The 15,094-nt window shown below is 35.9% G+C and carries 10 protein-coding genes; 4 read left to right on the top strand and 6 right to left on the bottom strand.

All coding sequences use genetic code 11. From position 1 onward, the window contains the following. Nucleotides 1-52: 52 nt before the first annotated feature. The 6 genes from LKL37_RS16945 to rimP all read right to left on the bottom strand — a co-directional run bounded on the left by LKL37_RS16945 (nucleotide 53) and on the right by rimP (nucleotide 10,447). The gene (locus tag LKL37_RS16945) at nucleotides 53-880 is read right to left on the bottom strand and encodes a hypothetical protein (protein WP_431611674.1); all 828 of its coding nucleotides are present in this window, start codon (nucleotides 878-880) and stop codon (nucleotides 53-55) included. 18 nt (nucleotides 881-898) lie between these two features. After that, entirely contained in the window at nucleotides 899-2,410 is a 1,512-nt protein-coding gene (locus tag LKL37_RS16940) for a RagB/SusD family nutrient uptake outer membrane protein (protein ID WP_431611673.1), read from the bottom strand. 48 nt (nucleotides 2,411-2,458) lie between these two features. After that, nucleotides 2,459-5,350 (bottom strand): SusC/RagA family TonB-linked outer membrane protein, encoded by a 2,892-nt coding sequence (locus LKL37_RS16935; RefSeq protein ID WP_431611672.1) that lies wholly within the window; start codon nucleotides 5,348-5,350, stop codon nucleotides 2,459-2,461. 304 nt (nucleotides 5,351-5,654) lie between these two features. After that, complete coding sequence (gene infB / locus LKL37_RS16930) at nucleotides 5,655-8,651, bottom strand: translation initiation factor IF-2 (protein ID WP_431611671.1); 2,997 nt, start codon at nucleotides 8,649-8,651, stop codon at nucleotides 5,655-5,657. 76 nt (nucleotides 8,652-8,727) lie between these two features. Continuing rightward, a complete protein-coding gene (gene nusA / locus LKL37_RS16925; RefSeq protein ID WP_047097519.1) occupies nucleotides 8,728-9,963 on the bottom strand; it encodes a transcription termination factor NusA in 1,236 nt (411 codons plus the stop codon). Between the two features lie 16 nt (nucleotides 9,964-9,979). Further along, entirely contained in the window at nucleotides 9,980-10,447 is a 468-nt protein-coding gene (rimP, locus tag LKL37_RS16920) for a ribosome assembly cofactor RimP (RefSeq protein ID WP_431611670.1), read from the bottom strand. Between the two features lie 213 nt (nucleotides 10,448-10,660). Between rimP and LKL37_RS16915 the strand changes: the two genes are divergently transcribed. The 4 genes from LKL37_RS16915 (at nucleotide 10,661) to LKL37_RS16900 (ending at nucleotide 15,071) form a co-directional block, all read left to right on the top strand. Continuing rightward, nucleotides 10,661-11,974, top strand: a complete 1,314-nt coding sequence (locus LKL37_RS16915) for a UDP-glucose dehydrogenase family protein (protein WP_431611669.1) — start codon at nucleotides 10,661-10,663, stop codon at nucleotides 11,972-11,974. 4 nt (nucleotides 11,975-11,978) lie between these two features. Continuing rightward, complete coding sequence (gene rfbB / locus LKL37_RS16910; protein WP_431611668.1) at nucleotides 11,979-13,058, top strand: dTDP-glucose 4,6-dehydratase; 1,080 nt, start codon at nucleotides 11,979-11,981, stop codon at nucleotides 13,056-13,058. Between the two features lie 127 nt (nucleotides 13,059-13,185). After that, complete coding sequence (rfbA, locus tag LKL37_RS16905; RefSeq protein ID WP_431611667.1) at nucleotides 13,186-14,049, top strand: glucose-1-phosphate thymidylyltransferase RfbA; 864 nt, start codon at nucleotides 13,186-13,188, stop codon at nucleotides 14,047-14,049. Nucleotides 14,050-14,222: 173 nt separating this feature from the next. Continuing rightward, complete coding sequence (locus LKL37_RS16900) at nucleotides 14,223-15,071, top strand: ABC transporter permease (protein WP_431611666.1); 849 nt, start codon at nucleotides 14,223-14,225, stop codon at nucleotides 15,069-15,071. The last annotated feature ends 23 nt before the right edge of the window (nucleotides 15,072-15,094 follow it).

The raw sequence follows: 15,094 nt of genomic DNA, 5'->3' as shown, positions 1-15,094 counted from the left end.
ATAAAAAACCCCACAAAATGTGGGGTTAATTTATATAAGTATAATATTTTACTTATTGACCTGTAAATTCTTCATCATAATCTCCAAAACTTCCTAGTGAAGCACCAGTAGTAGGATTTTTAACAAAGAAGTTAACACGAAGTTTCAATACTCTTGTACATGCATTGAATGATGATTTAGTTCCATCAGCAGCATCTTTAATGTAGTTAACACCACCATTAGAGTTAGAACCAAGGCTTTGCTCAGGTGTAGTAACAGCATAAGTATCAGGGTTATACTTCAAAATCATATCAGCACCATTATCCATAAATCCGATAACTTTAAATGTACCAACACCAGCTGTAACTCCTAAATCCTGAATAGTATACACTGCAGTAGGATCTTCTTTCCATGAAGATACATTGTTTTTGAATTGTCCATTTCCAATAAATGCAGAAGACGGACAAGCTTTAGTATACGTCAAAGTATAAGTCTGATCAAAAGATGTATTAGGAATTGATGAAGATTGTAGTTTAAATACAATTACTTTAGGTGCAACGGTAGCTCCTCCTTCAAGAAGTTTTACCTGAAATTTACCATCTGCCTTACCTGCATCAACTGTTACAGTAGGATTTACAATTTGGAAATCTGTACCTTCTACAGCTGTTGAAACAGTTTTATCTACAACAAGTTTTACTTGTGCTGATGAAGACAATGTCTGAATAGTTCCAAAGTCAATATCAACTGTAGTAGAACCTGTTCCCATTTTTACAACGGCTTCGCTTCTTACTCCTTTATTGAAATGTAAATATGGATCTCCATCATAAGTCTGGGCTTCGTCCTTACAACTGTTGAAGAAGAAAACGAAGGAGGCCAATATTAGGAATGCAAATTTTTTCATAGATTTTATATTATTATATTAATAACCTGGGTTTTGTTGAACATTAGGATTTGCATTAATCTCATCCAATGGAATAGGTAATGTAAATCTGTAATCACTAGCAGGTAATGTAAGAGGCATAGACTTATTGTCATCATCATAAACATCTCTGTCTACTCCAACGCCAGCAGCTACCCCCATTCTTTTTAAGTCTAAATAACGGTGACCTTCAAAACATAGCTCTCTTCTTCTTTCTAAAAGAATATCTGCATATGCTTGCTGAGGAGATGTATAAGTAATTGTAGCAGCTAATGACTGTTTAGATCTTGTTCCTCTGATTGATCTAACACGGGTTGCAGCAGTTACTAAATCTCCTTCATGTACAGCAACTTCAGCTAAAATCAGATACATTTCTGATAATCTGAACATTTTGATATCATTTCTTAAAGCCATTGTAGAACTTGCAAGAGGAGCAAGCTTACCTGGATACTTATCTATAACGATAACATCGTCTTCTCTAGCGTTTGGTCCGTTAGGATAAAGCTGATCAAACTTGCTTGAAGGATCAACAAACACATCAAATCTAATATCTCCACCTGGCAATTGATTAAGAAGAGAGAATAACTTTCTACTCATATCATAATTCACAGATCCGTTAATATCAGTTGAGTTTGTAGTCCACAATCCTGCAATATTTGACCAAGAACCAGTAGAACTGTTTGGTCTGTATAACGACCATAGGATCTCTCCTCTACCACCATTAGCAGCAGTTGCATCTTTCCACATGTTAGTATATGCAGTACCATTACCACTTGATAGTGTTAAACCACTAGTAGTGATTGCAGCTGTAGCATTAGCTTTAGCATTCACATCATCCCCTTTGTAGTTATAATATCTTGCTGCAATAGCATTAATTGATGCTTTTTTATCAAAGTAATGTTGTGCAGAAACTCCTGTAGAAACTACACTTGAATTAAAGTTTGTAAGAGCATACTGTAAATCTGCTTCAATTAAAGCAAAAATTTCAGAGTTTTTTACTCTTGGTAATTTTGTAGTAAAAATATCTGCAGGCTCAGTACTAAGCATTACCCCTAAAGCATTAGGATCTTTCATATTTGTGGAGAAATATGATTCCAAAGTAAGGTAAGCATAAGCTCTTACAGCTCTTGCATTAACTAATATACCAGTATATAATGCTTTATTAGCGTCAGATAACGAATTGTAATTAATCAAAGCACTACCTTTCAAAAGGATATTTACTTTATTGATAATGTTATAATTACTCACCCAAATACCTGATGGCTGGCTTGTTGTAGCATTAAGTACAAATCTGTGTGTCAAAATATCTGATGTACTTACACTGCTAGGTCCAAATCCAACCTCGTCTGTGAAAAGAGAAGTAAAAAAGATCTCATTAGTTGGGTTTACAGCCGGGTAAACACTTCCGTTAAGAAACTTCTGCATATCTTCTACTGACTGAAAAGCAACATTTGCATCATTAATTTCTCCATCCTGGACAATTTCTAGTGCATCGTTACATGACGTCAGCACTAAGAAAAACGATAATATATAAAATACTTTTTTCATTTTAATAATTTTTTAGAAATCAATTTTCACCCCTACTGTATACATTCTCGGGTTAGGGTATACACTTAAGTTAGATCCTGTAATTGGTTCAGGGTCGAAACCTCTCCATTTTGTCCATGTGTAAAGGTTTTCCCCTTGTACATAAATTCTAAGTCCTGTAATTGGCAGATTCTGCAACTGCTCTTTTCTAAGCTGATATCCTATTGTAAATGATCTGATTTTCAGGAATGAAGCATCTTTAATAAAGTAGTCTGAATCCGCTGTATATCCCCAATTGGTAGCTCTTAAGCTTGGAACATCAGAATTTGAATTCTGAGGAGTCCATGCATTTAATAAGTCTGTTGACATGTTTGAAGATCCAACAGCACTAGATCCTAATCCTTCAGGATTCGCCAACCAGTAAAGTGCATTATCGAATTTCTTAACTCCTTTTTGGAAAGTAAATAATCCATCAACAAAGAATCCTTTATAGTTAGTTTCGAAACCAAAACTTCCTGCATATTTAGGAATTGGGCTTACATTAAGGAATTGTGCATCTTCCACTTTCGGAGCTTCTGTAACTCCTCCATCTTTAGAGTAGAATAACAGATTACCATTACTCTTATTAACTCCGGCATATTTATATACATACCACTCACTTAGAGTATGACCAGCCATGTTAACTGTTGTACCTGGTTCAGGATCTCCAAAAATGGTATAGTCATTAATTTTGTTATTGTTATAAGAGCCATTAGCAAATACGCTAAAAGTAAGATCATTGGTTTTTATAACATTATAACGTAATCCAAGTTCAATACCTTTGTTAGTCATAGATCCATTATTACCATTTACGGTATAAGAACCTGATACCCCAGAAACCGGAATTGTACTGAATAGATTTGTTGTCTTCTTCTGGTACACATCAAGAGTACCTTCTAATTTATTGTTAAGTAAAGTGAAGTCTAATCCAATGTTCGCCTGAGCAACATCTTCCCACTGTACTAAAGGGTTTCCATAAGCAAAACCTAATCCAAGAACATTCCCATATCCTGTAGGGGAAGTATATAAATCTCTTACAATCTGGCTAGCTGTTAATAAAGGGTTTGATCCAGGAGCTGCTGCAATAATATTCTGGTTACCATTTGTTCCATAAGAAGCTCTTAGCTTAAGAGTATTGAATGTAGATCCTTCCATGAAGCTTTCTTTATCAATATTCCATCTACCTGCAACAGACCAATACGTTGCCCATCTGTTTTCTCCAACAAATCGGTAAGACGCATCTCTTCTTAATGTACCACTGAAACCAAATCTTCCAGCATAGTCATAGTTAAGAGTTCCAAAGACAGCTATTGTTCCTGCTGTAACTCTTGAAGCACTTACTGAAGGGATATAAGGAGATGTAGCAGTGTTATCAAACGGTACATATCCCGTTCCTGAACCTGGTACATACGTTCTTGGATCCAATCCGTTTTGTCTTCTCGTTGTAGATCTATAATTTACTTTATTATATTCCATGTTCACGGAAGCATCCACAGAGTGCTCACCTAATTTCCCGCTATATAAAGCAGAAACTACGTTGTTGATCGTTAAGTCTCTTGTTGTTATCTGATCTTCAAAACCTGTATATTTAGCTGTTCCTTGTGTTGCTAAAGCCAAATATGCCCAAGGCGCTCTACCAGTAATTCTATCACTTTGTCTGTAATCAATACCTAGTTTATTACTGATGGTAAAGTTTTTATTAATATTATAAGACGCTCCTAGGTTAGCACCGATAGATACCTGATCTACCATGTTTGGAAGATTTCCTCTCGTTAGAAGGTTTTGTAATACATAGATATTATTACCATTATTAAAATTGGTTCCAATAGAGTTGAATAACTCCTGTCCGTTAGCATATTTAGTCGGAGATAAATATGGTAATCCCATAAGAACCCCAAGAAGCGGGTTCTGTACAGAGTTATTTCTGATACCAGTATTGGTTTCTTCGTTTAGTTCGTTTCTTCTTGAGAATGCAAGAGCAATCTGTGAGTTAATGTTTAGCTTATTATCTTTAGATTTAGCCTGAATGTTTGACCTAACAGTAAATCTCTTGAAATCCGTAGTTGGTACAGCTCCTCCCTGCTCCATATAACCAAAAGAGTTATAAGAAGACACGTTCGCTCCACCTGTTGAAAGTGCTACGTCATGAGACTGGAACATCTCTGGCTTAAAGAAGTAATCTTTCCAGTTTGTGTTAATTCCTTTAGCTAAAGCATCTTTAGCTTTAAGATATTCTGAGTTAGTATCAGAGAAACCGTATAATTTCATAATCCCCATATACTGCTCAGTATTGGCAAGATTATATTTATCAAGTGGTCTCAATGACATACCTGTCATTCCTGTATAGGAAAGCTTAAATCCACTGTTATATTTACCTCTCTTTGTTCTGATAACTACAACCCCGTTAGCACCACGGTTACCATATACGGCAGTTGCTGCAGCATCTTTCAAAATAGTAGTTGACTCGATGTCATTAGGGTTCAAGTTTCTATATTCTGAAGCATTTGATGGAATATCATCAATAACGATTAAGGCATCTGTGTTACCATTAATAGAACTCGTACCACGAATCAATAAGCTAAACTTAGCAGAACCCGGGCTACCAGAACCACCATTCATGATTACCCCTGGTGCTGACCCTTGTAAAGAAGTTAACATATTGACATTTGGTCTGTTCTCGAAGAATACCTCCCCAACAGTATTAGAAGCAACAGTTGACTTAGGTTTTGTGATACTCTTTGAGTAACCTAGCAAAACTACTTCATCAATTGATGTTTCTTTTTTTACCGTGTCCTTTTTCTTAGTTGTTGTCTGCTGCTGCGCAATTACCATTCCTCCAAAGAAAAACAGCGCCCCAGCACTCAATACACGTAATTTAACATTCATATTAACAAATTTTAATATATTTAATGGGCAAATATGTTAATAAATATTAACATCCGCAAATTAAACCCATGTTTAAACTACGCTTTTTTTTGATATTTCGTTGAAATTTTAAACAAAACAAATAAGATTCAATAATTATAGCCTGTTTTTATTACATAAAAAATAGTTTTTTTTCAGTTTTAATTCACTTTAACAAATTATTAATAACTTAAAAAATATTATTTAGAATCATTATAAATTACCGAGGTATAAAAATAAAAAAACCACTTTATAAAAAAGTGGTTTTCACATATTTAGGATATAATTATTTCAATTTTTTCTTAACAGCTACTTCTTCGTAAACTTCAAGAATATCTCCGGTTTCAATGTCGTTGTAACCTTTTAGGTTCAGACCACATTCGTAACCTTTTGTGACTTCTTTAACATCATCTTTGAAACGTTTCAAACTCTCAAGCTCTCCGTCAAATTTAACAATACCGTCTCTCAACAAACGTACTTTAGACTGTCTTGTCACTTTTCCGGTAAGAACCATACAACCTGCAATTGTTCCTACTTTAGAAATCTTGAATACTTCACGGATCTCAACATTACCGATTACCTGTTCTTGAATTTCAGGAGAAAGCATTCCCTCCATCGCTTCTTTTACTTCATCGATTGCTTTATAGATTACAGAATATGTTCTGATTTCAATTTCTTCACGGTCTGCAAGTTCTTTTGCATTAGCACCAGCTCTTACGTTGAATCCGATGATAATTGCATCTGATGCTGCAGCCAGGTTGATATCAGATTCAGTAATCTGACCTACTCCGGAGTGAAGAATTTTAACACTGATTTCTTCTGTTGATAATCTTTGTAGCTGATCAGAAAGTGCTTCTACAGAACCATCTACGTCTCCTTTCAGGATAATATTCAATTCTTTGAATTCTCCTAAAGCAATACGTCTACCCAATTCTTCAAGTGTCGTATGTTTCTTGGTTCTGATTGATAATTCTCTCTGTAATTGCTCTCTCTTATTAGCAATAGCCTTACCTTCACTTTCATCAGCATATACACGGAATTTATCACCTGCAGTAGGCGCTCCGTCTAATCCTAAGATGGTTGCAGGAATTGATGGACCCGCTTCTGTAAGATTTTTTCCTCTTTCATCAAGCAAAGCTTTTACTTTACCGTGATTTTTACCTGCTACCACATAGTCTCCAACTCTTAAAGTTCCGGTTTGTACCAGCATTGTTGCTACATAACCTCTTCCTTTATCTAAAGATGCTTCAATAACAACTCCATTTGCGGAACGCTCAGGATTTGCTTTTAAATCAAGCATTTCGGCTTGTAATAAAACTTTCTCCAATAATACATCTACGTTATTACCGAATTTAGCTGAAATTTCTTGTGCCTGAACATTTCCACCCCATTCTTCAACTAAAACCGAAGGGTTTAAGCCTGAAAGCTGTTGACGGATGTTATCAGGATTTGCATTAGGTTTATCAACTTTGTTAATTGCAATAATCATTGGAACCTGTGCCGCTTGAGCGTGAGCAATAGCTTCTTTTGTTTGCGGCATCACATCATCATCGGCAGCAATTACAATAATTGCAATATCCGTGATCTGAGCACCTCTTGCTCTCATCGCTGTAAAGGCTTCGTGACCAGGAGTATCTAAGAATGTAATTCTCTGACCATTTTCCAATTTCACGTTATAAGCACCAATATGCTGGGTAATACCACCCGATTCACCGGCAATTACGTTTGTTTTTCTAACATAATCCAGTAATGAAGTTTTACCGTGGTCAACATGTCCCATTACAGTAACTACAGGAGCTCTTTGCAATAAGCTTTCTTCAGTATCAACTTCTTCTTCAGAATCTGTATCTTCAAGATCAGCATCTGAGAATTCGATTTTATAACCAAATTCATCTGCTACTAATAATAAGGTATCAGCTTCAAGTCTTTGGTTCATGGTAACCATTACACCTAATGAGAAACAAGCAGAAATTACTTCAGTTGGAGAAACATTCATTAAGCTTGCCAATTCACCTACAGTGATGAATTCTGTAACTTTCAGAGTTCTGTCTTGTGCTTCAAGCTCTTGCTGACGCTCATCTTGTTCTCTACGGAATGTTCTTTTATCTTTTCTGTGCTTTGCAGATTTAGATTTACCTCCTTTATTAGTAAGTTTTTCTAATGTTTCTTTGATCTGGTTTTTAACTTGTTCGTCAGTTAATTCAACTGGCATAACTCTTTGCCCAGGTCTGTTGTTCTGACCTCCTTTCTTGAAGCCACCACCACCTTGACCTTGCGGACGGTTTCCACCACCTTGGTTATTTCCGAAACGGTTTCCTCCTTGGCCACCCTGACCTTGCGGACGGTTTCCTTGACCACCTTGACCCTGACGGTTTCCTCCTTGGCCACCTTGTCCACCATTGTTGTTATGCGGACGGTTTCCTCCTTGGCCTTGACCACCTTGGTTGTTGTTATTATTATTTCCTGAGTTTTGATTATTCCCCTGACCTTGTTGGTTATTCTGGCCACCAGGTTTTTCAATTCTCTTTCTTTTCTTTTTTGCTCCAGAACCTGGTTTTGGCGCAAATTGAGTCAAATCAATCTTCTCCCCAACAATTTTAGGACCGTCAAGTTTCTGATATACTGTCTCAATTTTCTGAGGCTCCTGAGATTCAGGCTCAGCCTCAGCAGCTTTTGGAGTTTCCACTTTTTTCTCCTCCACAACAGCTGGTTTAGGAGTTTCTTTAACTGTTTCCACAGGTTTCACTTCTTCTTTTTTCTCCTCCATTTTTGGCTTGTCTTTTTTCACAGGTCTGTTTCTAGATTCTATTTGAGACAAATCAATTTTATCCAAAACTTTGAATTCCTGCTTTTCAGGAGCTGCTTTAACTTCCGGTTGTTCTTCTTTCACGATTTCTTCTTTCTTTTCTTCAACCGGTGTTGCAACAGGAGCCACAGGAGCTGCAGGAGCTTCCTCAACTTCAGGCGTCTTAGGTTCTAGATCAATTTTACCTAAAATTCTAGTTTCTGGTTTATTTGCTTTAGCTCTTATCACTTCAGGGGTTTTCTTTTCTTCAATTTCCAGTTTTTCTTCCGGAACTTTAGTGATCACCACCTCATGGGAAGCTTTTCTTTGTTCGCCGTCTTTAGCAAACTCAGCCTCCAATGCAGAATATGCCGATTCTTCCAATTGAGCGTTAGGATTGCTTTCAACTTCGATACCCTTTGATTGTAAAAACTCTACTAATCTGGACATCGAAATATTGAATTCCTTAACCGCTTTATTTAATCTAATTTTTGGCATCTATATTATTTACTGTTTTTAATTTTTAAAATTAAAGTATTTCTTTTTTACTGTTTATTAAGATTTATTTACAATCTTAATCTTCAAATTCTTCCCTTAGAATACGTTTAACCTCTTCGATTGTTTCTTCTTCAAGGTCTACCATATTTAAAAGACTCTCAGTTTCTTTATCCAATACTGATTTTGCAGTTGTAAGTCCTACTTTCTTAAACTCATCCAAAATCCACTGCTCGATATCATCGTTGAATTCTCTCAATTCAACATCATCATCCTCGCTGGACTCTCTGTATACATCAATTTCATATCCTGACAACCAAGAAGCCAGTCTAATATTCTGTCCTTGTTTTCCAATTACTTTAGAAATCTCTTCAACAGGAGTATACACTAATGCATAGTTTTGATCCTCGTTGATGTCAATTTTATTGACGGTCACATTTCCTAATGCTCTCTTCACCAAAATCTCAGGGTTTTTAGACCACTGAATAACATCGATGTTTTCATTTCTCAACTCTCTTACAACGCCATGAATTCTGGATCCTTTTACTCCAACACAAGCCCCTACCGGATCAATTCTGTCATCATAAGCATCTACTGCAATCTTCGCCTTTTCACCAGGAATTCTTACTACTTTTTTCAGCATAATTGTTCCGTCCTGGATCTCAGGAATTTCCAGCTCCAATAATTTCTCAAGGAATTTAGGTGCAGTTCTGGAAATAATAATCTGTGGTTTAGAACCTTTGAAATCTACTGTCTCAACAATAGCTCTGATATTCTCACCCTTTTTAAAGAAATCGGATGGGATCTGGTTTTCTTTTGGTAAAATAAATTCATTTCCTTCATCATCCAGCAAAATCACGTGCTTGTGACGGATATGGTGGATTTCCCCAACAACTATTTCTCCAATTTTATCTCTAAACTGCTCGTACAGCATTGCATTATTGTGCTCCTGAAGTTTTGTAGCCAGAATCTGCTTAAGGGTAAGAATATTTCTCCTTCCTAATTGCGCAACAGGGATTTCCATTGTAAAGTCTTCACCTACTTCGAAGGTAGGGTCAATCTTCTTTGCTTCAGAAATTTCAATTTCCAAATCATCATCTTCAGACATTTCGTCCTCTACAATTGTTTTATTTAAAAATATCTGAAAATCTCCTTTATCCGGGTTTACAATTACGTCAAAATGATCATCTGAATCAAATCTTTTTCTCAAAAGAGTTTTCAGTGAATCTTCAATAATTGCCATAAGATCAATCTTACTGATCCCCTTTTCGTCTTTAAAATCACCAAAGGATTCAATCAACGCTATATTATCCATCTATTCTTTTTTCTTTTTAAAATTTAATTACTACTAATGCTTTTTTGATCTCAGAGTAAGAAATCTCTTTCTCCTCTTCTACATCTACTTTTCCTTTCCCGATATCTTTCGGTTTGCGGTAACGTAAAGTAAGTGTGATCTTCTCTTCATCTACTTTCGACAACTCTCCTTCAATTTTAGAAGAATCCTCCAGCATTACCTCAATTTCTCTTCCAATATTTTTCCCGAACTGTCTTGGTGTGGATAATGGCTCGCTCAATCCGGCAGACATCACCTGAAGGCTGAAGTCGTGCTCTTCACGATCCATATTGAATTCTATTGCGCGGCTTGCATCCAGGCAATCCTGCAGAGAAACTCCGTTATCACCATCTAAAATCACTGTAATATCATCCCCTGCAGAAATTTTAAGATCAATAAGAAACATATCTTTTCTGGTCTCAAGGAATTCATTTAATAATTCTTCAATTCTTTTTCTAAACTCCATAAATATTTATCTTGATTTACAGTACGAAAAAAGGCTTTCTTCCGAAGCCTTCCCATTTTTTCCGTAAATCCATTGCAAATATACGATATTTTTCTAAAAATGCAAAATTATCTTAAGTATCAAGTAAATAGGACCGGTTTCATTCATAATAAATTAAAAGAGTGCATGACAATATTTTTATTACTTTTGTACTTAAATTTTAAAACAGGCATTTTGAATATAACGATTGTAGGAACAGGTTATGTAGGGCTGGTTACAGGAACAACCCTTGCAGAACTTGGCAATTCAGTATACTGTGTTGATATTGATGAAAAAAAAGTAGAAGGTATGAAAAACGGCGTAGTTCCCATCTATGAGCCGAACCTTGAAGAAATGTTTTTAAGAAACATTCAATCTGAAAGGTTATTTTTCACAACCAATCTAAAAGAAGCTTTAGACAAAAGCGAAGTAATATATCTGGCTCTGCCTACACCTCCCGGTGAAGATGGCTCTGCAGATTTATCTTATGTACTTCATGTAGCCAATAATATTGGTGAACTGATGACAGAGTACAAAGTGATTGTCAATAAGAGCACCGTTCCTGTAGGAACTGCGGACAGGGTAAGAGAAACCATCTCTGCTAAAACAAGCATCCCTTTTGATGTAGTTTCAAATCCTGAATTTCTAAGAGAAGGCTTTGCCGTTGAAGACTCCATGAATCCCTCACGAGTAGTTGTAGGCGCAAGCTCCGAAAGAGCAAAAGACATTATGTCTAAAATTTATCAGCCTTTTACCAATACCGGAATTCCCATTATCTTTATGGATGAGAAGTCATCGGAACTTACAAAATATGCTGCAAACTCGTTTTTAGCAGTAAAGATTACCTTTATGAACGAAATTGCCAACTATTGTGAAAAGGTAGGTGCAGATGTAGATAAGGTAAGGCTGGGAATGGGTAGTGATGACAGAATAGGCCATAGATTTTTATTCCCTGGAATCGGATATGGAGGAAGCTGCTTCCCGAAAGATGTAAAAGCCCTTATAAAATCTGGAAAACAGGAAGATTTTAATTTCCAGATTCTTGAAGCTACTGAAAATGTAAATACTACCCAAAAAGTAATTTTAGTATCTGAAATTGAGAAATATTTCGGTGGAAATATCAAAGGGAAGAAAATTGCCATGTGGGGACTTTCCTTCAAAGCAAATACTGATGACATCAGAGAAGCTTCATCTCTTGACAATATTGCCCTTTTATTGGAAAAAGGGGCAGAAGTTACAGCATATGATGCCGTTGCAGAAAACAATGTTCAGAAACTTCTTGGTGACAAAATACAATATGCCAAAGGAATGTATGATGCCTTAGAAGACGTCGATGCATTATTTATAGCTACAGAATGGCCAGAATTCAAAAATCCTAATTTTGAGCTTATGGCTAGAAAAATGAAAAACAAAGTTATTTTTGACGGGAGAAACATGTATCCATTGGAAATCCCCGAACAGAATGGATTTTATTATAAAAGTATAGGAAGAAAGACCATTTCAAAATAAAAAAATGAAAAATATTATCATTACAGGAGGTGCCGGATTTATCGGTTCTCATGTTGTAAGAGAATTTGTAAAAAACAATCCGAACACTACGATCATCAATCTTGATGCTCTTACATATGCAGGAAATTTAGAAAACTTAAAGGACATTGAAAATGAGCCTAATTACGTTTTCGAAAAAGCAGATATTACAAATCCTGAAGAACTTAGAAAAGTTTTCGAGAAATACAATCCCGATGCTGTTGTACATTTAGCCGCAGAAAGCCATGTAGACAGAAGTATTACAGATCCTATGGCATTTATTAACACCAATGTAAATGGAACGGCTAATCTTCTGAATCTTTGTAAAGAGTTCTGGACATTAAACCCAGATCATACCCACGGAAGATTTCCGGATGAAAAAAGAAACAACCTTTTCTATCATATTTCCACAGACGAAGTATATGGAAGTTTAGGTGAAACAGGATTCTTTTTAGAAACCACATCATACGATCCTCAATCTCCATATTCAGCTTCAAAAGCGGCTTCTGATCATTTGGTAAGAGCATATGGAAACACATACGGAATGCCTTTCATCGTATCCAACTGCTCCAATAATTATGGCCCGAATCATTTTCCGGAAAAACTAATCCCTCTTTGTATTTCAAATATCATCAACGAGAAGCCACTTCCTATTTATGGTGATGGAAAATATACAAGAGACTGGTTATTTGTGATTGATCACGCTAAAGCAATTCATCAGATTTTTAAAGAAGCAAAAACCGGTGAGACTTACAACATCGGCGGATTCAATGAGTGGCAGAATATTGATCTCGTAAAAGAACTGATCAAACAAATGGATGCTAAACTGAAAAGACAGGAAGGCTATTCTGAAAAACTGATTACTTTTGTAAAAGACAGACCAGGTCATGATAAGCGTTATGCCATTGATGCGACAAAACTGAATAAAGATCTAGGATGGAAACCATCAGTAACATTTGAAGAAGGTTTAGGAAAAACCATAGACTGGTATCTTGAAAATAAAGAGTGGCTTGAAAATGTGACCTCAGGAAATTATCAGGAGTACTATAGCAAACAATATAATTAAATATTTTTCTGTTCAGAGAAATAAAGAAAAAGTGTTAAAAACAGCTATATCCTTTATAATAGCTCTTGAAGGCGAAAGAAAATAAAACGATAACACAAAAGAAAATTCGTGTAATACGCACCAAAAAATGAAAGGAATAATATTAGCCGGAGGATCCGGAACAAGGCTTTACCCTCTAACCATTGCAGTAAGCAAGCAGTTAATGCCTGTTTATGATAAACCTATGATTTACTACCCTCTTTCCACCCTTCTTTTAGCTGGAATCAAGGATATCCTAATCATTACGACACCACACGACCAGGAAGGTTTTATCAAACTTCTAGGTGATGGTTCCCAAATCGGTTGCAACATAGAATATGTTGTACAGCCAAGTCCTGATGGCTTAGCTCAAGCCTTCATTTTAGGAGAAGAGTTTATCGGCAGCGATTCTGCAGCATTGGTATTAGGAGACAATATTTTTTATGGTTCTGAGATGGGAACTTTATTAAAAAATAAAACCAATCCAGAAGGGGGAGTTGTTTTTGCATACCATGTGGCAGACCCTGAAAGATATGGTGTTGTAGAATTCGACAAAGATCTTAAAGCGGTTTCTATTGAAGAAAAGCCGTTAAATCCAAAGTCAAATTATGCTGTTCCGGGACTGTATTTCTATGATAATAATGTAGTGGAAATCGCTAAAAACATCAAACCTTCTGCAAGAGGCGAACTTGAAATCACAGACATCAACAATGTGTATTTAAACAGTGGCAAGCTTGAAGTAGCTGTTCTTGACAGAGGAACCGCATGGTTGGATACAGGAACATTTGATTCCCTTCATGATGCTTCAGAATTTGTAAGTGTTATTGAAAAGAGACAAGGGTTTAAAATTGGCTGTATTGAAGAGATTGCATTCAGAAACAAATTCATTAATGAAGAAAAACTTCTAGAAACGGCTGCCAAATATGGAAAAAGTGGCTATGGAGAATACCTGAAGCAACTTATCGGCAAATAATAAATATAATTTATAAAATTCTCAAACTATTGGCTTTAAAGCCAATAGTTTTTGTTCATACCAGCAAATATCAATATATTAGTTGTTGTTTATTGATTTTTACAGAAAAAAATCTACAACCCGAAATATATAAGTAAGAATTAATTATTATAAATTTGCAAAAACTTACACAAATGAATGACCCACAACAGAAGTGGACTGAAACGATTGGTTCTGATCATTCGTTATTTGACTTGAAGCTAAAAGAAGTTTGGAGATACAAAGATCTTGTTTACATGTTTGTAAAAAGAGACTTTATATCCAGTTTCAAGCAGACGATTTTAGGTCCCATTTGGTTTTTTATTAATCCCATTTTAACCACCATTGTATATCTTGTCATTTTTGGAAAGATTGCAAAGCTACCTACAGATGGGGCTCCCCCACTTCTTTTCTATTTGGCAGGTGTTACACTCTGGAATTATTTTTCTGCTTCATTATTGGCTACATCATCTACTTTTACAGGGAATGCCGGAATGTTTGGAAAAGTTTATTTTCCTAGACTGGTTACTCCAATATCTATTGTCATCTCCAATCTTATGCGATTTGGAGTTCAGTTCCTTTTATTTATCCTTGCCTGGGCATATTATTTAAGCAAAGGAGAAGTACATCCTAACATCTGGATTCTTGCTACTCCATTTCTGATACTTCTTATGGCTCTTTTTGCTTTAGGCGTTGGGATGATATTTTCGTCCCTTACTACAAAATATAAGGATTTAGCAATGCTGCTAGGGTTTGGGGTAAGTTTGTATATGTATGCAACTCCTGTAATATTTCCGGTCTCTTCATTACCGGGATTCTTTAAAAAACTCGCTTATTACAACCCGTTAACAGGTATTTTTGAATGTTTCAAATATGCATGGATTGGCGTAGGAGACTTCTCCCCTGCCATGCTTGGAATCAGTACTGGTATTATTCTTATCCTTTTAATGATAGGAATTGTTGTATTCAATAAGGTTGAAAAAACTTTTATGGATACGGTGTAATTATTTTCTTGTAATAATTTAAA

Origin of the sequence: Chryseobacterium sp. 'Rf worker isolate 10' (genome assembly GCF_050753305.1) — a bacterium.
Classification (GTDB): domain Bacteria; phylum Bacteroidota; class Bacteroidia; order Flavobacteriales; family Weeksellaceae; genus Chryseobacterium.
Note: the sequence above shows the minus strand (reverse complement) of the source record. Positions and strands in the feature narration are given on the sequence as shown.

What these genes read in the sequence shown, in the direction of transcription:
- LKL37_RS16935 (WP_431611672.1), bottom strand. Translation starts at nt 5,350, where the DNA reads ATGAATGTTAAATTACGTGTATTGAGTGCTGGGGCGCTGTTTTTCTTT.
- rfbB (WP_431611668.1), top strand. Translation starts at nt 11,979, where the DNA reads ATGAAAAATATTATCATTACAGGAGGTGCCGGATTTATCGGTTCTCAT.
- LKL37_RS16900 (WP_431611666.1), top strand. Translation starts at nt 14,223, where the DNA reads ATGAATGACCCACAACAGAAGTGGACTGAAACGATTGGTTCTGATCAT.
- rimP (WP_431611670.1), bottom strand. Translation starts at nt 10,447, where the DNA reads ATGGAGTTTAGAAAAAGAATTGAAGAATTATTAAATGAATTCCTTGAG.
- rfbA (WP_431611667.1), top strand. Translation starts at nt 13,186, where the DNA reads ATGAAAGGAATAATATTAGCCGGAGGATCCGGAACAAGGCTTTACCCT.
- infB (WP_431611671.1), bottom strand. Translation starts at nt 8,651, where the DNA reads ATGCCAAAAATTAGATTAAATAAAGCGGTTAAGGAATTCAATATTTCG.
- LKL37_RS16945 (WP_431611674.1), bottom strand. Translation starts at nt 880, where the DNA reads ATGAAAAAATTTGCATTCCTAATATTGGCCTCCTTCGTTTTCTTCTTC.
- nusA (WP_047097519.1), bottom strand. Translation starts at nt 9,963, where the DNA reads ATGGATAATATAGCGTTGATTGAATCCTTTGGTGATTTTAAAGACGAA.